At 45.9% G+C, this 23,045-nt stretch carries 17 protein-coding genes; 12 read left to right on the plus strand and 5 right to left on the minus strand.

Annotated features, from left to right (window positions below):
* Positions 1 to 5: 5 nt before the first annotated feature.
* Both GF309_00905 and GF309_00910 read left to right on the plus strand, forming a co-directional pair.
* Positions 6 to 1,220, plus strand: a complete 1,215-nt coding sequence (locus GF309_00905) for a saccharopine dehydrogenase (protein MBD3157321.1) — start codon at positions 6 to 8, stop codon at positions 1,218 to 1,220.
* A gap of 47 nt (positions 1,221 to 1,267) precedes the next feature.
* On the plus strand, positions 1,268 to 2,890 hold the full coding sequence (locus GF309_00910) for a hypothetical protein (GenBank protein ID MBD3157322.1): 1,623 nt from the start codon (positions 1,268 to 1,270) through the stop codon (positions 2,888 to 2,890).
* Positions 2,891 to 2,920: 30 nt separating this feature from the next.
* On the opposite strand, the gene GF309_00915 is transcribed toward GF309_00910, so the two are convergent.
* Both GF309_00915 and GF309_00920 read right to left on the minus strand, forming a co-directional pair.
* Complete coding sequence (locus GF309_00915; GenBank protein MBD3157323.1) at positions 2,921 to 5,173, minus strand: hypothetical protein; 2,253 nt, start codon at positions 5,171 to 5,173, stop codon at positions 2,921 to 2,923.
* A 75-nt stretch (positions 5,174 to 5,248) separates the two neighbouring features.
* Positions 5,249 to 6,556, minus strand: a complete 1,308-nt coding sequence (locus GF309_00920) for a ribulose 1,5-bisphosphate carboxylase (GenBank protein MBD3157324.1) — start codon at positions 6,554 to 6,556, stop codon at positions 5,249 to 5,251.
* Positions 6,557 to 6,745: 189 nt separating this feature from the next.
* Here GF309_00920 and GF309_00925 point away from each other — a divergent pair, with 189 nt between their 5' ends.
* The 3 genes from GF309_00925 to ftcD are packed head-to-tail and all read left to right on the plus strand — an operon-like array spanning position 6,746 to position 10,950.
* On the plus strand, positions 6,746 to 8,341 hold the full coding sequence (locus GF309_00925; GenBank protein MBD3157325.1) for a formate--tetrahydrofolate ligase: 1,596 nt from the start codon (positions 6,746 to 6,748) through the stop codon (positions 8,339 to 8,341).
* A 16-nt stretch (positions 8,342 to 8,357) separates the two neighbouring features.
* Complete coding sequence (locus tag GF309_00930; protein ID MBD3157326.1) at positions 8,358 to 9,290, plus strand: bifunctional methylenetetrahydrofolate dehydrogenase/methenyltetrahydrofolate cyclohydrolase; 933 nt, start codon at positions 8,358 to 8,360, stop codon at positions 9,288 to 9,290.
* Positions 9,244 to 10,950, plus strand: coding sequence for a glutamate formimidoyltransferase (gene ftcD / locus GF309_00935; GenBank protein MBD3157327.1), 1,707 nt, complete (start codon positions 9,244 to 9,246; stop codon positions 10,948 to 10,950). The genes GF309_00930 and ftcD overlap by 47 nt, the downstream gene beginning before the upstream one ends.
* 10 nt (positions 10,951 to 10,960) lie before the next feature.
* Here the strand turns inward: ftcD and GF309_00940 are convergent, their stop codons facing one another.
* Positions 10,961 to 12,046, minus strand: coding sequence for a GHMP kinase (locus GF309_00940; protein ID MBD3157328.1), 1,086 nt, complete (start codon positions 12,044 to 12,046; stop codon positions 10,961 to 10,963).
* A 153-nt stretch (positions 12,047 to 12,199) separates the two neighbouring features.
* Between GF309_00940 and GF309_00945 the strand changes: the two genes are divergently transcribed.
* From GF309_00945 to GF309_00955, 3 genes are all read left to right on the plus strand, one after another.
* Positions 12,200 to 13,987, plus strand: a complete 1,788-nt coding sequence (locus GF309_00945) for a hypothetical protein (GenBank protein ID MBD3157329.1) — start codon at positions 12,200 to 12,202, stop codon at positions 13,985 to 13,987.
* A gap of 177 nt (positions 13,988 to 14,164) precedes the next feature.
* A complete protein-coding gene (locus GF309_00950) occupies positions 14,165 to 14,965 on the plus strand; it encodes a hypothetical protein (GenBank protein MBD3157330.1) in 801 nt (266 codons plus the stop codon).
* Between the two features lie 18 nt (positions 14,966 to 14,983).
* The gene (locus tag GF309_00955; protein MBD3157331.1) at positions 14,984 to 15,802 is read left to right on the plus strand and encodes an amino acid kinase; all 819 of its coding nucleotides are present in this window, start codon (positions 14,984 to 14,986) and stop codon (positions 15,800 to 15,802) included.
* Between the two features lie 39 nt (positions 15,803 to 15,841).
* On the opposite strand, the gene GF309_00960 is transcribed toward GF309_00955, so the two are convergent.
* Positions 15,842 to 16,936 carry a hypothetical protein gene (locus tag GF309_00960; GenBank protein MBD3157332.1) on the minus strand — a complete coding sequence of 365 codons (1,095 nt, stop codon included), beginning with the start codon at positions 16,934 to 16,936 and terminating at the stop codon, positions 15,842 to 15,844.
* A 151-nt stretch (positions 16,937 to 17,087) separates the two neighbouring features.
* Between GF309_00960 and GF309_00965 the strand changes: the two genes are divergently transcribed.
* Together GF309_00965 and GF309_00970 are read left to right on the plus strand one after the other, a co-directional pair.
* Positions 17,088 to 17,867: an ATP-binding cassette domain-containing protein gene (locus GF309_00965; protein MBD3157333.1), complete on the plus strand. Its 780-nt coding sequence runs from the start codon at positions 17,088 to 17,090 to the stop codon at positions 17,865 to 17,867.
* Positions 17,868 to 17,870: 3 nt separating this feature from the next.
* Entirely contained in the window at positions 17,871 to 19,589 is a 1,719-nt protein-coding gene (locus GF309_00970; GenBank protein MBD3157334.1) for a hypothetical protein, read from the plus strand.
* 27 nt (positions 19,590 to 19,616) lie between these two features.
* Here GF309_00970 and GF309_00975 read toward each other — a convergent pair whose 3' ends face one another.
* Positions 19,617 to 20,492, minus strand: coding sequence for a phosphatase PAP2 family protein (locus GF309_00975; GenBank protein MBD3157335.1), 876 nt, complete (start codon positions 20,490 to 20,492; stop codon positions 19,617 to 19,619).
* Between the two features lie 120 nt (positions 20,493 to 20,612).
* Here GF309_00975 and pepD point away from each other — a divergent pair, with 120 nt between their 5' ends.
* Positions 20,613 to 22,121, plus strand: a complete 1,509-nt coding sequence (gene pepD / locus GF309_00980) for a beta-Ala-His dipeptidase (GenBank protein ID MBD3157336.1) — start codon at positions 20,613 to 20,615, stop codon at positions 22,119 to 22,121.
* A 125-nt stretch (positions 22,122 to 22,246) separates the two neighbouring features.
* Complete coding sequence (locus GF309_00985) at positions 22,247 to 23,044, plus strand: methyltransferase domain-containing protein (GenBank protein MBD3157337.1); 798 nt, start codon at positions 22,247 to 22,249, stop codon at positions 23,042 to 23,044.
* The last annotated feature ends 1 nt before the right edge of the window (position 23,045 follow it).

Consider the following 23,045-nt stretch of genomic DNA (forward strand, 5'->3'; position numbering starts at 1 on the left):
GAGCCATGTCACGCGTGGTGGTCCTCGGCGGATGTGGTACTGTAGGTAGTATTGCTGTTGAAACACTTGCTTCCTACGAAGACATTTCGAGTATTGTTATAGCAGACATACGAGAAGATGCCGCAAAGAAACGGGCTGAGTCTGTAGATGCGGAACTTTGCTTGCCTCGAAGAGTGGATGTCACAGTAAGAGAGAGTTTAGACGAAGCAATTCAAGATGCTGATGTGGTCCTTAATACATGTGGGCCATTCTATCGATTCGGTCCCACTATTCTTAGCAGAGTAATTGATGCAGGAATCGACTACGTTGATGTATGTGATGATTTTGACGCGACAAGGAAACTCTTGGATATGGATGATGACGCGAAAAAGGTAGGCATATCAGCACTTACAGGCATGGGGAGTTCACCAGGCATAGCTAACCTGCTGGCAAAATTCTGCGCGGATCATATGCTTGACTCCGTAGACTCAATCGATATTTATCATGCGCATGGTGGTGAACCCAACGAAGGAAGGGCTGTTGTGGCTCACCGAATTCACAGTATGCAGGCAGACATTCCAATGTATCTGAATGGCAAATTCACCACTGTGAGATATTTTGGCGAGGATGGCAAAGCGCTAGAAGAGGACGTAGATTACAAACTGGTCGGTACTCACAGATCTTATCCGTATCCGCATCCCGAAACCATAACTTTGCCTCAATGGATCGAATGCAATCGAGTAACGAATCTTGGCTGTGTTTTACCAGACGAGTACTATGATTTGATTCGAGGTGTTGTCCGCTTAGGCATAACTGAGGAAACACCAATCGAGGTATCAGGTGTTGAAGTAGAACCGTTTGAGTTTGCTATGTCATATATTCTAGATCAGAGAGAGAAAATCCTCCAGAAGACGAACTTTGGCGAGCAGAGGGGTTGTCTGAAAATCACAATGAAAGGAACTATGGAAGGTAAGACGCATCGTTTTGATTTTTCGTTGGCCTCCAAAGGTCAATCTATGGGAGAAGGAACAGGAATTCCGGCTGCACTTGGTGTCATACTCATGTTGCGCGGTAAAATCCAGAAGAAAGGCGTCCTTCCGCCAGAAGGCTGTGTTAATCCACTTGATTTCCTTGGTTTGATGCAAGAACAACTCAAGATGGAGAAAGTGGGGGGTGAGGGTTCACCTCTCATTATTGAATCAACCGATCATGAGGGCAACACCGAAGAAATTTCATTGTAGTACTCAGTTTGCCATTTTTCAGGTAAACGATTCATCCCGAAAGCTATTTGTCCTGCCGCGAAGAGTGTTATCAGTCTGTTATTGGGGTGCTTACGCTGAGTAGCTACGTACTTGCACATGATCTGGGGACAGGCGGTAACAAGGCTTCCCTCGTTGATGTAAACGGAAACATACTAGCTTCTGCTGTCCGAGACTATCCTGTGCTCTATCCATCTGAGGGTTTTGCTGAACAGGATCCCAATGCTCATTGGTGGAAAGCGATATGTGAGACCTCCCGAGAAGCGGTTAAGAAATCTAATATCGAGGCTACCGAGGTTTCTGCAGTCACCTTTTCAACACAAATGATGGGTACTATCCCCGTAGATAGAAACGGCAAGCCACTGATGAACTGCATGACTTGGATGGACAGCCGTGCAGCAAAGCAGAACAAAAGAATCGCCTCTAATCCGATAAGAATGATGCGTATGCTCTGGCAAACGGGAGGGTTACCTTCAGGCAAAGACATTATCGGGAAGATTCTTTGGATAAAGGAAGAGCGTCCCCAAATCTATGAAAAGACGTACAAATTCCTAGATTGCAAGGACTATTTGGTATATCGGAGCACAGGAGAATTTGTTACTTCATGGGATTGCGCTAATCTGACTTGGTTCATGAACTCACGAGGTGGAAATAACGAATGGTCGGACACCATTCTGGGTTGGATGGGTGTCGATAAGGACATGCTACCCGAATTGGCCCCGTCAACTGCTGTAGTAGGCGCGCTCACAGATGAAGCTGCGTCGGATTTGGGGTTGAAAATATCAACATTGGTTGTCAATGGATGCGGCGATATGACTGCTGCTGCAGTGGGATCAGGAGCAACAAGAGAAAAGGAAGTTCATCTCTATGCGGGTTCTAGTGCTTGGCTTGGAGCGCACGTGAAGAAACGAAAACTCGATATCTTCACGTATACGGGATCGATAAGAAGTGCTATTCCTGACAAATATTTGATGATAGCAGAACAAGAATCAGCAGGGGCGTGTCTCAAACATGTACGGGAACACTGGCAATGTGATCTTTGTGAACGGGTGAAGGGTGCTGCAAAAGAGGAGTGTGCTAAATGCCGCAGTGGAGAAAGAAATCCCTTCAAGACACTGGATGAAATTGCTAAGCATTCGCCACCGGGGTCTAACAAGTTGCTCTTTGCACCCTGGATGTTTGGAGAAAGAACCCCGCTTGACGATCATAACGTCCGTGGTGGATACTTCAATCTCGCTTTGTCACATGATAAGGCCGATATGGTCCGAGCTGTCATGGAAGGAGCGGCATATCACACCCGCTGGATGATGGAGGGGGTAGAGAAACATCGGATGCTGGGGAAAGTCGATAAAGTAAACATGGTCGGTGGTTGTGCAAATTCCGATATTTGGTGTCAAATTTACGCTGATATTTTGGATAAGCCTGTGCATCGGATGGAGAACTATTTTGAAGCAGGGAGTGTTGGAGCCGCCATGGTGGCATGGGTCGGGTTAGGTGAAATCCCAGATTTTGTCAACGCTGCAAAACGAGTCAATATTGATCGTGAATTTAGACCAGATGGGGACAATACGGAAATGTACCATAAGCTCTATGAGATTCTGAAGAAATACTACAAGAAGAACAAGGGTCTGTGGAAAGCCCTTAATGAGTAATGAATTGGTCAGTTTCTACAACACAGATAGTTAGCAGGCCGAACCAGGGTGTTTTTGCAATTGTAGCACAAAAGTAGTACCCTGTGTGTAGTCGCCGTTCACGCGGCTTCTCACGCTGATATGGCCATCGAATGAATCAATGATTGTCTTAACCAAGTAGAGACCCAGACCCGTGCCTTTCGCGCTTTCCATGAATCTAGTGAATAGCTTCTCTCTTTTCCCCTTTGGTATTCCCGTTCCATAATCACTTATTGAAATCTTCAGATAGCAATCTGTTCCAATCTTCATCGGAGCTACCGATACTTCTATTCTTTTTTCTTCAGGGGAGTTTTCGATGGCATTTTTGAACAGGTTAATGAACACATCAAGTAGCAAATCGTTAGCTAAGACGTAATACGTTTCTTCTGGACAAATGAAATCAACTTCATCATAGTCCACATCAAGAGAAGCTATCGCCAAGTCGAAGGACCGTTTCATGATATTTGTTAGATTGATGGGCATCATTTCCTCCGGACTACTTTCTGTTAACGATACCACTTTCTTCATCTTCTCAATTCTCTCTATGGCGTCTCTCAAAGCACTTTTTGCATTCTCCAAGAAATCACGACGCAATTTCTCCGGTTCTCTTGGAGAAGTTGCCAGCTCCAAGCTACCCAGCAGGATGTGGTGGTAGTTGTTGATATCATGGAGCAGAATGTCGGAAAGCAGCGTTGCTTTCTGCTCTGAACGCTTTGCTTCCTTTACGGTATTCAGATACTGAAATCCTATAACAGCAGGTCCTACTGTAAGGCCAGTAGACATGAATGCCTCACCAATCCACCATCCAAATGTCCAAGCCGGAAATATAGACTTGAGGAAATGCGGAACTGTCATCAGCAACATGAATCCAACTGCAATAAGCTCCAAGCTTAGTTCAGCCTTGCTTTTTTCGGTCAGAACCGCAATGGCGTAGATGAATATACCAAAATCTGTAAGAGTCACTATAAGAAGAAAAACACGTCCCAGGACGCTATTGCGAAGAGCTGCTGAAGAGAAAGCTACGTAATTCACTGCCAAATGGGCAACAAGAAATAGTAGAATAGTAATCAATACGCAGACTATTAGCCAAGTATTTGCATCACGAGACTGTGACGAATCTGAGTTCCGCTGATTATACTCCGTGGAAATCATTAGAAGAATCCCAGCCAGCAACCCACCGATGATATGAGGATACACCGTTAAATCACTGGGATCTTCGCGGACTGCAATTGTGATAACCTGAAGAATGTTGATGGTGCTCCAGCTGCCAAAGAATGCAATCAACGGGTTGTAGGAATCGGATGGCCTATAACCTGAGTACCCACGAATAAGGAAGGCCATTATCGCTGAAACGCTTGCTGTAGCTATATGCGTAATTAGGAAAGCCGTTTTATCAATCACAAGAACTGTTCCGATATGGGTCTCGATCCAAACAACAAGCACAAAGGGAATAAAAATCAGTAACGAAAGCGATGGGGCTATTGCTAGAGCTTTTCGAAAAGGAAAGCCAATTCTTTCGAAATATGGCGTTGAAATAGATAAATAGAGTAGAGAAAAGCCTACTGCCACAAATGCAAGTGACAACGTCCGTGAGAGATACAAAGAATTAGGAAAAACCAGAGCAGCTATTGCTGAGAATGCCATGAGGACATTGCTCATCATCAGATGGAAAGCGTTGAGTTCCTGAAAGGACTCTCTGTTCCTAGATGAAATGAAAGCGTTTAATGTGAACCCTATGATAGCTACTACCGCAAGCATATTTCCAACGGGGGATTCAAGCGGACTAGTATTATGGACAAGAAATACCCCAAATATTCGAATTAGTACAATACCAGTTGCAATTCCACCCAAGGCTTTGGAAGCGTTTTCTTCTGAATCCTGTAATCGAATTGTAGCAGAATTAAACACCAAAAGAGTCAGAGCAAGAACAAACAAATCAAGTTTTACATAAAAGATGTTAATTTCCAAAGAAAGATGAGAGTACAAGCTTTGATTAAGCAGTATCCTAGCAGCAGTGCCAACCGAACGTAATGAATAAAGAATGAAATATACAGTTAGAAACCCAAAGAAGACTGATTTTTCCTTACGAAAGCGTAGCGCAGTCATTGCTGCCCCAATAGAACAGATGAAAGCCAAAAATGACATGAGGCCTACGTAGTTAGCAGATGAAGACCAGGCAAACAAACCAAGATAGGTAATTGGTAGTGGGCTTAGGAGTATGACTACTATTCGCAATAGCTTCTTAGCGTGCTTGGGTAAGGTCACCTCCTAATAACCTCGGGCCTTGAGCATGACCTCAGCTATATGAATGATTATCCGTTGAATATTACTGTCTTGCCGTTACAGTGCAAAACCGGTCTTACCAGAGCCCCAAGATTCCAACGCAACTTTCAGTTCTTCATGTTCCTTGGCGTACTTTCCAACAGGAATATCCTCCATCTTAGCGTCGATAGCTTGCCTGAAGGCCATCGCTCCTGCTTTTGGACCATCAGGATGTGCATGGATTGCTCCACCAGAGCCAATCACAATATCTGGGCCAAGATCTTCCATTACTTCTTCAACCATTCCTTGGGAAATGCCTCCACTTGGCATGGGAGCACTCTGTTCGATGTGCTGAAGAGGCATGGTCATCTCGTGTGCCATGCCGAGAAAACGCTCCTTTAGAATTGGAGCCTTCCCGTAGGGAGCTGGAAAAACCGTGATATCCGAGCCGCATAGACGGGGTAGCTTGCCAATGACCAAGTTTGACGCAATCCCAGAAATCGGAGATTCATACAGAGCACCAGCAATATCCATGTGACCAAGAACTGGTACCTTCGTCGATTCATCCTCACATACGGCTCTGAAGGCAGAATATCCAACAGCTAGGAAATTGACCATAAGCGCGTTAGCGCCGTATTCTTGTGCTCGTTCAGCGTTTTCAAGGACCTTTGGGACGCGGTCGGTGATATTTGCGGTATAGAGAGTTTTCTCCCCCTTTTCCTCGTCAGCTCTATCTGCGGCTTCCATGAAGAGTGTGACCCGTTCTTCCAAAGTATTGAAGTGTGGATCAGCAAGCAGTTCGTCATCCTTTATGATATCTGATCCACCTACTGCAGCTTCATAGAAAAGCTCTGCACCCATTTCCGCAGAAGTGTACACACATGGCTTGATCATGTTGTTAAGAAGGGGGCGTTCTTTCACACCGAGGAGCTTTCGCAGTCCTTTCATACCAAATTTCGGGCCAGAAAACTCCTTGAGCCAGCTCTTCGGAAAACGCAAGTCCAAGCACTTGATGCGCCCACCCATGGAGATGTTCCCAATAACTGTGCTCAACAACATCGGAATCTGAGGGCCAAAATTCTCGTGGGGAAATGCTACTTGAATGATGTACTCTCGGCGTTTCAAGTCGCTGGGTTTGCTGTATTCATAGTACGGTACTTCGTATATGCCAATCACCTTTGCCACGTGCCGTTTCCTCACTTCAACCGTTTCACCAGGTACCATTGTCCAAGTGCCAGTCGATTGCTCAATGGCGGCTGCATGAGCCACATCTCGTGCATCCATGAAGGGAGGTAGGCCTACATAGTATGTTCCTATAACATATTTCTCAAAATCCAGTGCATCCGGCATTGCATCGGGCATTGCCTCAAGCGGGATCCTATCCATAGCAATCAATCCTACAACTCAATATACATGGTGTCTTATGTCCTTTTGGAGCAAACGTCGAAGTGTATTGAAATTTGTAGAAGATATCATTCAGCTGGCTTTATTTGTCAGATTGACATAGACACACGTAGTATTTCGCTTGGTGTTCTCGTTATTTGGGAGAGCCAAGTCAACTTGGAGGCTTACAGCATGATTCACATATCAGAAGTAGCGGAGAAAGCCAGGATTAATGAAAAGTATCTTGAGCCCTACGGAAGGCACATGGCCAAAATAGACTTGAGCATACGAGAAGAACTTGGTGAACGGAAGGGCAAGCTAATCCTTGTTACAGCAACGAATCCTACAAGCGCCGGAGAGGGAAAAACGACCAATTCCATCGGATTATCGATGGCTCTCAATGCATTGGGCCACAATGCGGTTGTGACGCTTAGAGAGCCTTCTCTGGGACCTGTATTTGGCATCAAGGGTGGTGCCACAGGTGGCGGGCAATCGAAGGTTCTTCCATCAGACAAAATCAACCTATCATTTACAGCTGATTTTCCAGCAATAACCTCAGCGCACAATCTGCTTTCTGCTTTGATTGACAATCATATACATCGAACCACGGATGTAGGCATCGACGGTAGACGAGTTTATTGGCCGCGGGCACTTGATATGAATGATCGTGCTCTTAGAAAGGTCGTTGTTGGGCTTGGCGGAAAGTCAGGAGGGTATCCACGAGAGGACACATTCGTCATTACAGCAGCATCAGAAATCATGGCAATTCTTGCTCTTTCAAAAGACTATGACGACTTGAAGAAACGGCTCGGAAACATACTGGTTTCAAGAGATTTGGATTTGAATGAGGTCTACGCAAGGGATTTGAACGCTGAAGGAGCCATGGCAGTTCTGTTGAGTGATGCACTCAAACCTAACCTAGTTCAGACCTCCGAAGGAACTCCAGCCATTATTCACACTGGACCGTTTGCCAATATTGCTCATGGCACGAATTCTATCGTGGCTATCGACCTTGCGCTTCGCCTTTTTGATTACGTCGTAGTGGAGGCAGGATTTGGTGCGGATCTAGGAGCCGAGAAATTCTTCAATATTGTGACGCGCGCAGGGGAATTTGGGGTCGATGCTACTGTGCTGCTAACGTCAATTAGAGCCCTCAAGAAACATGGTGACGGTGAGCTCAAGAAGGGCTTTTCGAACCTAGAGGCTCACGCAGAAAATCTTGATGAGTTTGGGGTGCCATTCGTTGTTACGTTGAATCGCTTTCCAGATGACACCGACGAAGACATTGCTGAACTGAGAAAGTTCTGCGAATCGAAGGGGTGGACCATGGAGGTTTCAGAGGTCTTTGCAAAGGGTAGCGATGGGGGCAAGGATTTCGCCAAGAGCGTACTTGATGCTGTAGAAAAAGAAAGCACTCTGAACTACACATACAATCTTGATGATGACATAAAGACCAAAATCGAGAAGCTGGCCAAGTCAGTGTATGGTGCAGATGATGTCATATACTCAGGCAACGCGGGAGGGGAAATCTGGTCACTAGAAAATCGTGGCCATGGTGATTTGCCCATCTGTGTTGCGAAAACACAGTTCAGCCTCTCAGATGACTCGAAGTTACTTGGAAAACCTGAGGATTTCAGAGTGAATGTACGAGGAGCAGATGTTAGTGCTGGAGCGGGTTTTGTTATTGTGTATATGGGAGACGTAATGCTCATGCCGGGATTGCCTAAGAAACCCGCCGCTGAAGACATGGACATCGATAGTAATGGCAATAGGCAAGGTGTAATGTAATAGGTGATACGAATTGATGTCGCTTGACTTCACTCCGGACTGTTTTTGTGATGGCAAAGTCATTGATGGGCGAGCCCTGTCCAAGCAGATTCGTGGCAAAATAGAGGAGGAAGTTGAGCGGTTAACTGAGCTTCATCAACTGCGGCCGAAATTGACAACCATACTTGTAGGAGACGACGCTGCATCGAAGAAATATATCAAATACAAACAGAAAGCGTGCAAGAACGTAGGTATTCTCTCCGAAAACTTCAATCTGCCAGGAGATATACAAGAAGATGAGCTCATCGAGAAAATCGAGGAATTGAATCAGGACAACAAGGTTCACGGAATTCTTGTCCAGCTTCCCCTTCCGAGACATATTGACAAAGAGAATATCATCGGGGCTATAGACCCCGACAAAGACGTGGATGGTTTTGCACCACGGAATATCTACAGACTGTTCCATGGCGGAGAAATGTTAGCAGCAGCTACACCTCAGGGAATCGTGACCATGCTTGATCACCTAGACGTGAAGCTGAAAGGCCTGCAAGCAGTGGTTATCAATAGATCAATCATCGTAGGCAAACCACTCATCTTCTTGCTCCTCAACCGTGACCTCACCGTTTCGGTATGCCACTCCAAAACTGAGGATTTGAAGAGGCACACAACGAATGCGGACGTGTTGATAACAGCCGTCGGTCTTCGTGAATCAAAAGAAGACCCATACTTCATCACTGCAGATATGGTCAAAGAGGGCGTAGTGGTCATTGATGTAGCATCACCTTACGGTGACTGTGACTTTGACGAGGTCAAGAAGAAAGCCAAATACATCACCCCGGTACCAGGGGGCGTTGGGCCAATGACAATCACAATGCTCCTCAAGAATGTATTAACCGCCTACGCCTACCAGACAGCGCAAGCAAATGTTCTCGCCACTGATGCCATTGACTACGGATCCTATACCACCTAAAGGGCTTCAGTCCTCATCGGGTTTATGGAACAATCCCAAACCCTTTTTTGGCGTTGCCTTTGTCGGATGCATAAGAAGCGACAAAAGGGTGACTCTGAAAGTGAAAGTGATAGAATGTGTGCCCAACTTTAGTGAAGGGCGGGACAAAGAAGTTATTGATGCTATAGGTGATGCGATTAAGAGTGTGGAAGGAGTCAGACTGCTAGATGTGGAATTTGATCCTGACCACAATCGTTCAGTCTTCACCTTCATCGGCGCCCCGGAGAATGTCAAAGAAGCTGCTCACGAGGCTGCTGATGTGGCTGTTGAAAAGATAGACATGCGCGAGCACAAGGGTGGTCATCCCCGAATGGGCGCAGTGGACGTAGTGCCATTCATTCCTCTTCACGGCACGACCATTGGTGAATGCATAGAACTCTCAAAAGAATTCGGCGAAGAGTTTGCAGCAAAACACGATGTACCAGTGTACCTGTATGCGGAATCTGCAACAAGGCCCGAACGGGAAGAGCTTCCTAATATCAGACAAGGTGAGTATGAACTCCTGAGTGAGAAAATCGGAGAAGATTCGACAAAGGAGCCAGACTTTGGGCCTAACAAAATCAATCCCAAAGCAGGAGCTACTGCTACAGGAGCACGGCACTACCTTATCGCCTTCAACATGAACTTGAATACCACCGACGTGGAAGTGGCAAAGGAATGTGCGAATGCGGTCCGTGCCACGACAGGTGGCTTTGTCTATGTTCAGGGTATCGGGCTTGATTTGCCTGAGAAAGGCATGGTACAGGTCTCCTGTAATCTAATCCATCCCAAACGAACCAAAATCCATCAGGTACTGGAAGTCGTCAAGAACGAAGCTAAGAGATTCGGAGCTACCGTAGTAGAAACAGAAATCATCGGCATGGTTCCACTGTTTGCTCTGCTCGACGCACTCGATTACTACCTGCAACCTGAGCGTCTTGACGAGGATATGATTCTTGACCTCTATTATCTCGGAGGCACCGACGACCCCACCGAGAAATCCTTCTCGGAAATGTCGCTTATCGAGTTCAGCGATGCTGTTAGACGAGCCCGTGCAACTCCGGGAGGTGGCAGCGTTGCGGCAGCAATGGGGGCCTTTGGCAGTGCGCTTGTGTGTATGGTGACTGGTTTGTCACTCACAGGGCGCAAGTTCGCAGCTATCAAACAGGAAATGCTTGATGTTCGTCACGATACAGAGACCGAACGGGGAGAGCTGATGGGGCTAGTGGAGGAAGACTCTGAGGCATTCGATCAGGTCATGGCGAAGTACAAGATGAAAGCAGAAAGCGAAGAAGAGAAGAAAGAGAAAGAGAAACAGATTCAAGAAGCCACCAAGAACGCCGCAGAGGTTCCACTTGAGACAATGCGACGGTCATACAATGCTCTTGAGAATGCAGTACCAGCAGCCAAGAAGGGGAATATCAATGCAGTCACAGATGCAGGAGTTGCAGCTCATGCACTCATGGCAGCAATCGAAGGTGCTGCTCTCAATGTCCGCATCAACTTGGACAGCATTGAAGATGAGTCATACGTCAAAAAGACCCGAAAAGAAGTAGAAGATCTCATAGAAAAGGGCAAGGAAACCAAGGCAGAAGTTCTAGAACTTGTCGAAAAGAGAATGAAGGAAATGGCGGAGCAATAGGCGCTACGTCTCACTGAACCGAAACATCGGCACCGCGGTGGATATGGATTCGATAGGTTTCCCCTCCGACCTCTCGAATCGCCTCCGCAACTTCTTTTTCTTTGTTCGGTGCAAGGGCCATCATGGTTCCTCCACCACCGGAGCCGTTTATTTTACATCCAAGAGCCCCAGCTTTTTGAGCAGCTGTAATCATTGATTCTATTTTGTCAGTCGATCTATTGAGTCCGTCCCTAAGCAGTCGATGGTGTTCATTGAGCATTTGACCAATCTTTTCGTAATCAAGGGGCTGCTTATTCAGTACCTGTAGGGCCTGACGTGTTAAATCCCGATTGAGCAATGTGGTTTTTGTCATCGTTCTTGTAGGTTCCTGCAGCTCTTCAAGAGGGGCAGTCACATCCTCTACGGGAGTTCTTGTTGGTGAGAAACTATCGATAACATGCGATAATCTCTGGTATCCCGGTTCCACAGTCTCTCTGATGAATGCCAAGTCGCCAACGGTATCTTCCTTGCTTTCTAAGGAGTCTCCAATTACTATCCCCTTGAGGTTTGCAGGAATCCGAGTCACTTCAGGTGAGCTTTCAGAAAATCGAAGATGAATGACTCCACCGTAGGCCGATGACAGATGATCTTGCATGCCGCCACTCTCATTGAACTCTGCCACTTCAGCCAGATATGCAAATCTAGCTATCTCAGATTCAGCCAAGTGGGCTCCACTAAGATGAGCAACAAGTAGTATGGAAGCAACGGTCAAAGCAGAAGAACTACTCAGCCCTGCAGCTATGGGAATACCGCCAGTTATCTCAGCTTCGATTCCTTGTCCAGGTTTGAATCCATGTCTTGCCATCACGTTGAATGCACTGCGCAAGTAGTCTCGATCATGACGATACTCAAGTTGTTCACCGATATCGAATCTATCTGATTCCTCAGTATCAAGATAACGAACCGAAACATGAAGGTCCGCAATAGAATGTCCCTTCAATTTGATGCACAAATCGATAGCAGCAGGTATGACAGGAAGACCTAGGTAGTCACTATGCTCACCGAACAGGCAGACCCGACCTGGTGCGACTACTTCAATGGAATCTTGGTTTGACAAACCGCATACCGCCTATGCAATGACATCACTTGGTGGCTCATCAAGGTTCTGAAAAGCGTTACACGTCGAGGCTCTCATATTCTCATTTGAGCTTTGTATTTACACGGAACAGTTTTCTATGACCCAAAGAAAGCATTCAGAAGGGATTTTCTCATGAATAGGAAAAGCGCCACCATAGTCATTATACTAATCATTATTGCCGCTGGGGCTGGAATCTACTTTCTACTTCCCATTGGCCCTTATGTGCCACCGGCATACGAAGAATCTGCTGACGCCGGAGATTTCGCCATTCAAGAAGTCCACCCCTTCGCTGATGATACTTCAGATGAATTCGTGGAAATCCAGTATCGAGCAGAACAAAACTACGATCTCGATTCGTGGGGCATCACAACTTTTGAAAGCGAACCAATACTGCTTCCCGAGATAGATGGATTGGATTACTTGGCCATCATCACCGTTTTCACAGGTATAGGCATCCCAGATTTAGATGCCAGTGATGGTCGTTCAGTTGTTTATCTAAACCTCACAAGCGATATATTCAATGATACTTCAGGCGAAATCGCCATCCTTGATGAAGCAGACAGAATTGTTGATTATGTCCGGTACGGCAGCATTGATAGCACAGAAAGAGACACTTTCTGGGAGTCTGGCGGCGGCAGTATTCTCTCAATTACTCAGAACACATCTGCTCAGCTATTCGGACCAGATGTTGATTCATCCGATAACTGGGAAAACGCTCCACCAACACCAGAAGCACTCAATGCCCTTCCAGAAACCAGTCAAGACGGAATTTCAATTGTCATCGTTAATGGAATTGATGATATCTTAACAGGAGAGATTGTGGTTGAAGCAGGACCCCAAGTTGTAAGACGATATCCAGGAGTGAATGTGTCAATATGTAGGGAAATACACGAGATGGTGGATTTCACAATGCATTTTCTCCTTGGTGAAGGATACGTGGGACCTCACACTTCCTCTGATGGTAGGCTCTATGTTGATGTCGCCCAAGGCAATGATAACCATAGCACTGGCGTAGCCTCATCCGATGGCAGGATACGGATTTGGATCGGGCAGAAGGCTTCAAAGACAGAGCTGAAGGCCACAGTAGAACACGAGGTCGCGCATATGTTCCAGTTCGCCTACCGCTCTAGAAATGGGGACTCTCAGAGGCACTATGGTCATCCACCTGATACAAACAACTGGTGGAACGAGGGGTTTGCAGATTACTGGGGCGTAGAGAGTGCTAAGAAAAACTACAACAAAACCACCGAAGAAGTTCATAAGGCGCGGCAAGCAACTGGTGGTTCAAACTGGTACGACCATGGTCATGACACGAACACAACCATTTTCACCAACTGGTCTGCGGAACCTGGTTGGGACAGATATCAGGTGGCATATCAATTCATGAAGTTTCTCATGGAAGAGTATGGAGAGGAAAACGTATCAGCAATCTACCATGCTATATGGTATGACACGCCAGCATCAGCTGATAATGTCGATGCCCGTGAAGCACTCGAGGAAACGTTGAACAAGACCCTTGATGAAATCTTGGCTGAGTTCTATCTTTGGAAAGTTGTGGATAGAGAAGATGGAGATATACCAGAAAGCAAAATCCACTTCAACATCACAATCTCGGATGATAATCCATCGGAAAGCATCAATGAATCAGCTTGGACAGGTGGAGCTATTGTACAACGCATTATCACAAACGGTTCGCATCCAATTCAAATCAGGTTTGGTGGAGATACTGAGAACTGGACAGCCGTTGTGATTCTCAAGCTCGTAGGAGGAGAGACAGTGAATATGACTCTGGGATTGAATGAATCCATAATGCTCTCTCCAACCGAAGTGCATGAGGTTCTTATCATCAAGATTCGCAGTGTTGACGACACAGGAGAAGGCATACTCTTTCAAGCCTATCAGGATACTGGAGAAGAATAGTAGCTTACCACGGCACGTTGCAAAGCTGTTGATATGCTCAGAATGCATCGAAAAGAGCATTACTCGAAGGTGAAATCGACATATCGACGAATGCCGTATTCTGAATCGTCTACTCAATAGACTTTTAGGTTATGTTAGGCTCTCCATGTGATATAATCCGTTTTCGGAGGAAGAAAGATGATATTTGACCCGTTTAATCTCGGCTTAATTTGGGACGTAATCGCGTTCTTCATCTCATTCATCTTGGTTCTGATGTTAGTCCAGATAAATGCAGCAATCGAAAAGAGTGGTGCGCTATCGGCTACTGTGACTCGAAAGACAATCCATACATTTGCAGCACCAGTATGGGTTGTTAGCTGGCTCCTATTTACGGGTGGGGTGTTCAGTCGGTGGTTAGCTATGATAGTGCCTTTACTATTTGTGATTTTGTTCGCAGCAATTGGAACAGGAGCTATGGAGAATGAGGATTTCGTGGGCTCGATGTCACGAAGTGGAGATCCAAAGGAACTCCTTGAAGGTACGCTGTACTACGCATTCATTATGCTGGTTGTAGGAATACTGTGGTTTTATGTGCCAGCCAGCGGAAATCTAACAGCAGCAACTCCCACAGCGCTCATCATTTTCGGTTGTCTAGCAGGTGGGGATGGATTGGCAGATGTTATTGGGCGAAAATATGGTGGCGAGAGAAAATTCGGATTCGGTGGAGCTGAGAAAACTATCGCTGGTTCGATTGGAATGTTCATCGGTTCATTTCTCTTCAGTATCGTCTTGGTTGCCATATTCTCTTTAGAAACTGGATTTTCAATCGTCCCACTCATCATGCCGATTGTCGTTGTGAGTATTATAGCAACGATAGTGGAAGCAATAACCCCCTCTGGCTATGACAATCTCTCTATCCCGATAGCAACGATTATTGTTATTCTGTTGCTACCCTATCTTGGATTCTATTGGCCATATCCAATGTTCACGCTGTTCTAGACACAGCGGTGGCAGAATATGGAACAAGATCTCACTATCCTCAAGCTTGGCGGCTCGCTCATTACTGACAAATCTGAGCCATATACAGTACGCCACGATATTCTGGAAGGTGCCGCCAAGGAAGTAAAAGAGTGCATAGATCAGGGATTGATTGAAGGACTTATTCTGCTTCATGGAGTCGGTTCGTATGGCCATCCTCCTGTTCTCAAACACAAGCTGCACAAAGGATACCTAGGACCTGACCAGCTATTACCATTGTCTCAAACACAGTCGGAAGTAGCAGAACTTAGGAATTTGGTTGTGAAGCAATTCCAAGAAGTTGGGGTGCCGGTCTGTTTGATGTACCCCTCTTCGATGTTTATTCAGGAGAAGATGCAGATAATCAAGTACTTCTTCGAACCGCTCAAAGGATGGGTCGATATCGGAATGGTTCCCTTGTTAGGCGGCGACATCATCATTGACCCTGCTATGGGCTGGAGCGTGGGAAGTGGAGATCAAATGGCAGTTGTTATTGCCCAAGAGCTGGGAGCGAAGCGGCTCCTATTTGCCTGTGACGTAGCTGGTATTTACGATGCAGATCCAAAAACTCACCCAGATGCTTCGCTGATGAAAAAAGTGAATCTCAACAATATCGATGCCGTTTTTGAGGAGATGGGAAAATCGGATGTTGTTGATGCCAGCGGAGCCATGAAAGGTAAACTGAACTCAATCGTCCCTGCAAAGAATCTAATTGAGAAGGGCTTGAAAGTTTCGCTTTTCTCAATGATGGAGTATGGCAATCTCACAGCCCTTCTCAAAGGTGCGGAAATCGAAGCAACGGATGTAGTAGTGCGTTGATTCTGAGACAAGCAGAAGAAGGCATAATCAGATGTGCCTTCATTTCTGCTTGAAAGCAAGCATTACAGCAGTCTGTAAATCCTCAGGTGTCACACCTGGAGAATCAATATCAAGATCGGAATAGGCTTTTTCTACGCGCTCAAGAACTGAGCCTTCATCTAGCTCCACGCCAACAAGAACTTCTTCAAGGTCACCAATGGCACCGGAAGGCAACATGAAGAAGTCTCCGCTGATGACGATTTCTTCAATAACGTTACCCACTTCTTTGGCAGTCACTCTAATGAGACCGCCAGGAGCCTTATGATTAGCTGTTCCAAGAGAGGCATCGGCAGATATCTTCACTGTACGTGCGTCCAATCGTCCCCCACTGCGCCAGTGCAACCACTCATCAGAAAGATACTTCCCTCGCAGGTCGCTCATCTTTTTCTTCTCCCACTCGCTCAGCGTACCAAGCTCTAGCTTGATGTCTAGCGTCTCCTCGTAAAGCTTGACGAGGTCCTTCTTCAGTTCCTCCTTGTCGGGCATCGAACCAGTTTCCAGCTTGATGGTTGACATCCGCTCTTTGAGACTCTGGAAGACTTTGTCCCTGAATTTCTCGCTTGGTACTTTAAGCACGCGAGCCATCATCTCGAAGTCGAAATCCAAAATCAAGTTGCCAGTAAGAATCCGTGCATCACCGACATCACCTGCACCATTGCCAGAAATTTTCTTTTCGCCCACTTGAATATCATTAACAGGACGGAATTCGGCATCTATACCCAAGATTCTGTAAGCCTGAACTGGAGCTTTGAGGAATTTCCGATAATATGCATCAATTCCGCGTGGCGTGTTTGGGCTGTCGATTCTACCAATTATCTGATAGAATAGCTGTCCATCATCAAGATAAACACCACCGCCACCAATAACACGGCGTGTTACTACTATATCATTAGCTTGACAATAAGCTAGGTCGATGTCTTTCTCAATTTCTTGGAAATACCCTACACTCACCAAAGGTTCAGCAGGCCAGCAGATAATGATTGTATTTGGTGATTCGCCTTCGGTTATCCCTTGGGCCACCATGTCGTAGATAATTTGTGTCTCGAGAGGGTCAATGGGACCCAAATCCAATAATCGCCAAGTCTCAACAGTCATGACATTACCAAATGGGCTCCAATTAATAATAGCTTTGAATCTGACAACAAGTTGAACTCCTGAGTTAGCGGAAGGAGAACCAACATCTCAAAGAAAAGCAGGTTATGCCAAGGCATAAATCATATCGAAAACGTGATTCTCGTGATTCGTTATGATTGAATCAAGGGGCCTAACAAAGGTCTTTGGCGAGGATTTCAAGGCAGTGGATAACTTATCCTTTGACGTAACATCTGGCTCGGTCTACGGATTGCTTGGACCAAACGGATCAGGCAAGTCAACTACAATGCGGATACTACTGGGCCTTCTAAAACCAGATGAAGGTACTGCCCGAATCAACGGCTATGATATCCGTAAGGAATTGGTCAAGGCCAAGAGGGTGATTGGCTACGTGCCTGAAGATCCGGTTTTACCCGAACGCATGACGGGCTGGGAATACGTAAATTATGTGGCTGATATATGGCGTATACCACGTGGTGCAGAGCGCGAGGAAGACATTGAAGATCTGCTTCTCCTACTCGACATCCAAGATGCAAGCAATGACCTAATTGAAGCCTACTCCAAAGGAATGGCGAGGAAAATCAGCCTCGTTGCTGCACTGATACACCGTCCGAAAGTGCTTATTCTCGATGAAGTGCAGGCAGGAATTGATCCAAGGGGAGCAGCAACTATCAAGGAAATACTCAACGGACTGAAGGAACGGGGAGCCTCGATTCTGATGAGCACCCATATTCTTGAAATTGCAGAACAGATGTGTGATAGGATAGGAATCATAGATGAAGGAAAACTAATTGCAGAAGGTACGATGGACGAGCTCCGTCAGAAGGCGGAGGGCGAAGAAAGCCTCGAAGAAATCTTCCTCGACCTCACAGGCGGGCCAGATATGCAGTTGATTTTGCAGTACCTCCAGAATTCAGAAGATACAGAGGAATAGAGTATGGACCTTTCAGATCTCCTTATCATACTGCGGCATGATATCTCTAAGAGCCTTCGTGTTCGAGCACCTCAGGGAAAACGAACAGAGAAAGAGAGCTTTATCAGACGAACATGGCCGGTTCTACTGGCTGGAGGAGTAGCCGCTGTCATCATCTGGTTCATTGTAACATTCGTTCCTCCAATATGGCCACAGATTTCAGAGATTGCTAGTCAGAATCTCGGATTTGGAGCAACCATATTCAACGCGGTGTTGATTTTCTCCTTTATCGGTTCAATCATGGTTTCAGCCACTACAGTTGGGAATAGCAAGAGAATGGAGTATCTCATGGTTTTTCCAGTCCAACTACGAACGATTTTCTTAGAGAAGACACTTGTTATCATCCTATACAACTCTATTTTCTGGCTTGTCATCGGTACGCCCATTTTCATCGGTTTCTCTGTAATCTCACCTCAGCTCCTGGCGCCCCTAGCAGTACCCGTCTTCGTGATGTCATTGTTCACCTTAATCACCATGGGTGTTTCGGCAGGAGGGTTGATTGGACTGGGCGCGGCAAGACTTCTAGCTGGAAGACGTTTACTACGACAAGTTGGTACTGCCATTGTGAGCGCTGCTGCAATTGTGGGAAGCACATTATGGTATGCGAGTTTCTATCTGAGCGGAGACAATGGATTCAGTTTTTTTGATACAATTCTGGAATGGGCAGGTTTGCTCGGATTATCTTCAGATATCACACCAGGGTTCATAGCCAGCAAGCTTTCCCTGGGCCTTCTCGTTGGAGCACAATTTCAGCTCGGTGAGATTCTCTACGCATTGCTAATGGGCTTAGTAGGAATAGGACTCATTTACGTAAATTCTTATGCAAGTGAAATGGCACATTATAGTGGCTGGTTGGCTCAGCCCACTCAACGAACACGGAAAGAAGAAGAAGCAGAAATTGAGCATGAGCCATGGGACCCAAATCCCATACCTGGATTCAATTTCAATCAAACCATCTCGGTATCAATCTGGAGAAACTGGGCATCCATACGACGAGAAGCAAGAGTAGTCACTCAATATTTGCTTGGTCCCATAAGATTCGTCATCTGGATCATTCTTCCTGTTTTTGTCGGAGGAACAATGTTCATGCAATTCACACCATTTCTGATAGTTGCTGCTCTCATACCCTTTGCAACATCATACGGGCTTTACTTCGCAGGCTATGAACTGGTTTATGAGGGAGAAAACCTGATGACTCTGCAATTGGCCGCAGCCAATATGGAGGACTACATTAAGGGCAAGATATACAGTGCCACTCCATTCACATTCGTCGCAAGCGTCATAGTCTCAATTCTGATACTTTTCATTGCACCCCAGTTGTGGATATACTTACCAGCAGTAATAATCGGCTGCATCGGGGTCAATCTCGCATCTGGAGCAATTGCGGCCAATGCAGCAGCAATGGGTGGTGACTTCAAAGCTGAAAGGCGAGTTACAAGGCAGCGAGGTTCTAGTGTGCAGATGCCGATTCGAGGATGGAGTATTTTGCGAGCTCAGCTTGTTCCGTATCTAGTAGGGTATGTTGGCATTTTTAGTATAGTTATTGTTGGAATTGTAGTGAATCCAATCTATTCGTACCTTATTTTGCCGGTGCTCCTTGCTGTGTGTTGGCAGTTGTTGCAGAAATATGCCCATAGTGCTGGTGTGAAGATAGCACAGGTGGAGGCAACCGAATACCTCTAAACGATACTAACTGAATCATTTCACGAGTCAAAGGCTAAGCTTATCAAATATGTAAGGCCATACGAAGACCCCAATTATGACCACAATGCAGTATCGCAGTGCTCGCAACCAAACGATTTCTGATGGTAGAATAACACCAAGACCAATCAAAGACACCATCACCAATGTAAGGCCAATCAGAACTCTGACGACAGATTTCCACTTCGCATTTTCAGGAATACTGCATTCAAAGCCAATGTACTCCTTTTCCAAGGGTAAAGCAATTGCAACACCCATAACAAGGCCACCTAGCGCACCGAAGTTATCAGAGGGGGCTGAAGGAAGGAGATACGTACTGACGATAGTTGCTGCAAGGCCAAACACAAACAAACCAGCATAGAATCGCCACTCACTCACCTTTGAGATTTGTTTCCGAATCCAGTTTTCTGAAAGGAGTACCAAAACAACGACAAACAATCCCACCGCCCAACCTAGTACAACATCAGTCAAGTAGTGAACACCAAGATACACTCGTGAAACTCCAATGAGCACAATCAGTACTAGCGATAGAATATGAATCCAAGATGTCCTAGCTTCAGCGGCAATCCATCCAAAGAACGAAGCGGAGTTCTGAGCATGGCCGCTAGGCGTGCTGTAGTTGCTTGCTTCATAATCTCCGTACCAGTTGCTCGGGTCAGGTCGAGGATTCTGGATAAGAACCTTCAGCCAGTAATTCAAAAGAAGACTAGCAAGAAGAACGAAAGCAGTTCTAATTGCTGTCCGTTTATCATATACCCAGTATACAATCAAAATGAAAGCAATATAGAAAGCTTCTGAGCCTAGCTCAGTAATAGCGCGGAAGAAGGAGCCTGCCCATGGTAATGCTTCACGAAATAGATCAGTGAATCCAGGGTCGAAGAACATGGTAGTTTCCCTGATGCTTTGTACTTACAGACACCCTCAAAAGTATGTCTGAACTATTCCCCAAAATTCTGCCACCTATCAAAAGCCTAAAGTGGCAGATAGGGATGTATTCCTTGGTGGATGGTTTCTAATATGGTCTTAGAGCATCTCGAACCAACAGTCGTCTGGGAAATCTTCGAAAGCCTGCTGGTACAAACACCTCGGGAATCCAAGAAGGAGGACAAAATCCGAGAAGTTATCATAAACTGGGTGAAGGAGCAATCAGATAGAAAAGATATAGAGCTCAGCATCTATGAAGATGATGTCGGCAACATCTTGATCAAGAAGCCTCCAACCGATGATATGCAGGACGCACCACCTTTGCTTCTGCAGGGCCATATGGATATGGTAGCTGAAACCGACAGACCCGACGGTTTCGATTTTGATACACAACCCATTCCCGCAAGAATTCAAGAAAATGGTGAATGGGTTGATGCAGACGGCACCACGCTTGGAGCAGATAATGGTATAGGCGTAGCCCTTGCCTTGGCTCTGCTCATCAAAGAGAATCTCTCCCATGGTCCACTTGAGGTCCTGCTCACTGTCGATGAAGAAACAGGGCTGACAGGCGCTTTTGGGCTTGATGTGGATCAATTACCGATTCAGAGTAAGTTGATGATAAATATCGATACAGAGGATATGCACCACATCACGATAGGCGCCGCTGGAGGCGGAAATACTAGACTTACCCGTGAATTGAACTTCGAAGAGACTGATGATACGTGGCAGTATATTGAGATGAAGGTTTCAGGTCTGCTCGGTGGTCATTCTGGTGTTGATATTCATCTGCCTCGAGCCAATGCGAACAAACTGATTGCAAGGATACTATCAGCAATAGTCCAAGAAGTGCCAATTAGGCTATCTCGGTGGAACGGCGGTAGCAAACACAACACAATAACACGAGATTCATCTATTGTATTTGCAATCAAATCCGGTGACCAAGAAGAAGCTGCATCAGTATATGAAGAACAGAAGAACCGGATTCTCTCCTACTACCACGAAGAGGAGGACCCACTTGAACCAAACATAGCAATCTCATGGGATGAATGTGAGGATGCAGAAGCAATTGGAATTGAAGAATCCAAGACCATTATTCAAACAGCCCACGCCATACCTCATGGGCCCATTCGGTTTTCCCCGGCTATTGAAGGCCTAGTTGAGTTGTCCAATAATTTTGCAATTGTTAGTACAGATGAGAAAGGACTGTTATTCCATCTTTCATCTCGAAGCAACATCGATTCGGAGCTGGACGCACTGAGAAGTCGATTAGCCGACCTAGGACGCCTTGGAGAATGGGAAGTCGAACGAGAGCAAGCCTATCCTGGTTGGACACCGAAACCAAAGAGTCCGTTCCTGAAGTTCGTTAAGGAAAAATACGCGGATGTTAGTGGTAAGGACATCATCATTGAGGCTGTGCACGCAGGCCTCGAATGTGGTCTAATTGGAGCAAAGATTCCGAATATGCAGACAGTCTCTATTGGTCCGACCATAGAAAACCCACACACTCCAGATGAAAGAGTCCGGATTGATGATGTGGCAGAAACATACGAAGTTCTTCAGGCGATTGTGGAAGACCTCCCAGAGATGTAGGAATAGAGCAAGATCTTCTGCTCAAGCACGACGCAGATAGACCCCTCCAGCAAACGACTCAGGTAGACTAGCGGAGTAGCTAATCTTCATTAGCGAATCCGTAAATCCATCTTGGGTTCTTTGGCTTGCAATTTCGATACCTAACGGATTCTGATTACGAACAGGCGTTCTATGAATTTGGTAATTTCAGAGCCAAAATTGCAGAGAAGATACACGAACTGAGTTCGAGTAATGAGAATATCATTCTTGATTTCTTGGCAGGTCATGGATTGCTGTCAGCGGAAATTGCCATGTTATTTCCTTATGCAAGAATATACGCGCTGGGATTGAGCAATGATGCTGAATCTTGGAAACGGCTCAGAGGATCTGAAAAATTTCCTGAAAGGACTTGGCGAAGGTTTCACTACTTGACAGCGGATGCAAGGCATATCCCATTAAAATCGTCTACATGTGAAATTGTAGTGAATTTTTTAGGGCTTGAAGATCTCCGAATGACATCTGGAATAGAAGGGATTCATTGTGCTATTTCCGAGATTCGCAGAATAACGAAGGATAACGCACTAGTTCAAGTTAGCATAGTAGAATACGGTGAGGAACCTGAAGAGAAAATAGCAGAGGAGGTTTGGAAGACCATTGGATTGAATGCAATCTTTCTTGAAGAGAATGAGTATCTTCGGTTATTCGAGAAAGAGGGGATGCACAAAATTGAGGAACTCGAGTTGAAATGGGGGAGAAAAATGACCCCAAGACAAGCTAGGGAGGAACTAGAATTCGCATGCAAGGAAGCTCCTCGAATATTCTCTGGCTTCGGCGTGGAAGCTGTTTCGGTCGATGACCTCTGGAATAAATTCGGTCATAGAATAGAAGAACACGGGATGGCATATTGGTCACGAGTGAAGGCCAACATCCTAAGGAAGCAGTGAA

It is taken from the genome of Candidatus Lokiarchaeota archaeon, assembly GCA_014730275.1.
Classification (GTDB): Archaea; Asgardarchaeota; Thorarchaeia; order Thorarchaeales; family Thorarchaeaceae; genus WJIL01.

Bases quoted from the DNA above. Each gene is read 5' to 3' on its own strand.
- GF309_00905 (MBD3157321.1), top strand. From the start codon at position 6: ATGTCACGCGTGGTGGTCCTCGGCGGATGTGGTACTGTAGGTAGTATT.
- GF309_00920 (MBD3157324.1), bottom strand. From the start codon at position 6,556: ATGGATAGGATCCCGCTTGAGGCAATGCCCGATGCAATGCCGGATGCA.
- GF309_00925 (MBD3157325.1), top strand. From the start codon at position 6,746: ATGATTCACATATCAGAAGTAGCGGAGAAAGCCAGGATTAATGAAAAG.
- GF309_00930 (MBD3157326.1), top strand. From the start codon at position 8,358: ATGTCGCTTGACTTCACTCCGGACTGTTTTTGTGATGGCAAAGTCATT.
- ftcD (MBD3157327.1), top strand. From the start codon at position 9,244: ATGTTCTCGCCACTGATGCCATTGACTACGGATCCTATACCACCTAAA.
- GF309_00945 (MBD3157329.1), top strand. From the start codon at position 12,200: ATGAATAGGAAAAGCGCCACCATAGTCATTATACTAATCATTATTGCC.
- GF309_00950 (MBD3157330.1), top strand. From the start codon at position 14,165: ATGATATTTGACCCGTTTAATCTCGGCTTAATTTGGGACGTAATCGCG.
- GF309_00955 (MBD3157331.1), top strand. From the start codon at position 14,984: ATGGAACAAGATCTCACTATCCTCAAGCTTGGCGGCTCGCTCATTACT.
- GF309_00960 (MBD3157332.1), bottom strand. From the start codon at position 16,936: ATGACTGTTGAGACTTGGCGATTATTGGATTTGGGTCCCATTGACCCT.
- GF309_00965 (MBD3157333.1), top strand. From the start codon at position 17,088: ATGATTGAATCAAGGGGCCTAACAAAGGTCTTTGGCGAGGATTTCAAG.
- GF309_00970 (MBD3157334.1), top strand. From the start codon at position 17,871: ATGGACCTTTCAGATCTCCTTATCATACTGCGGCATGATATCTCTAAG.
- GF309_00975 (MBD3157335.1), bottom strand. From the start codon at position 20,492: ATGTTCTTCGACCCTGGATTCACTGATCTATTTCGTGAAGCATTACCA.
- pepD (MBD3157336.1), top strand. From the start codon at position 20,613: ATGGTTTCTAATATGGTCTTAGAGCATCTCGAACCAACAGTCGTCTGG.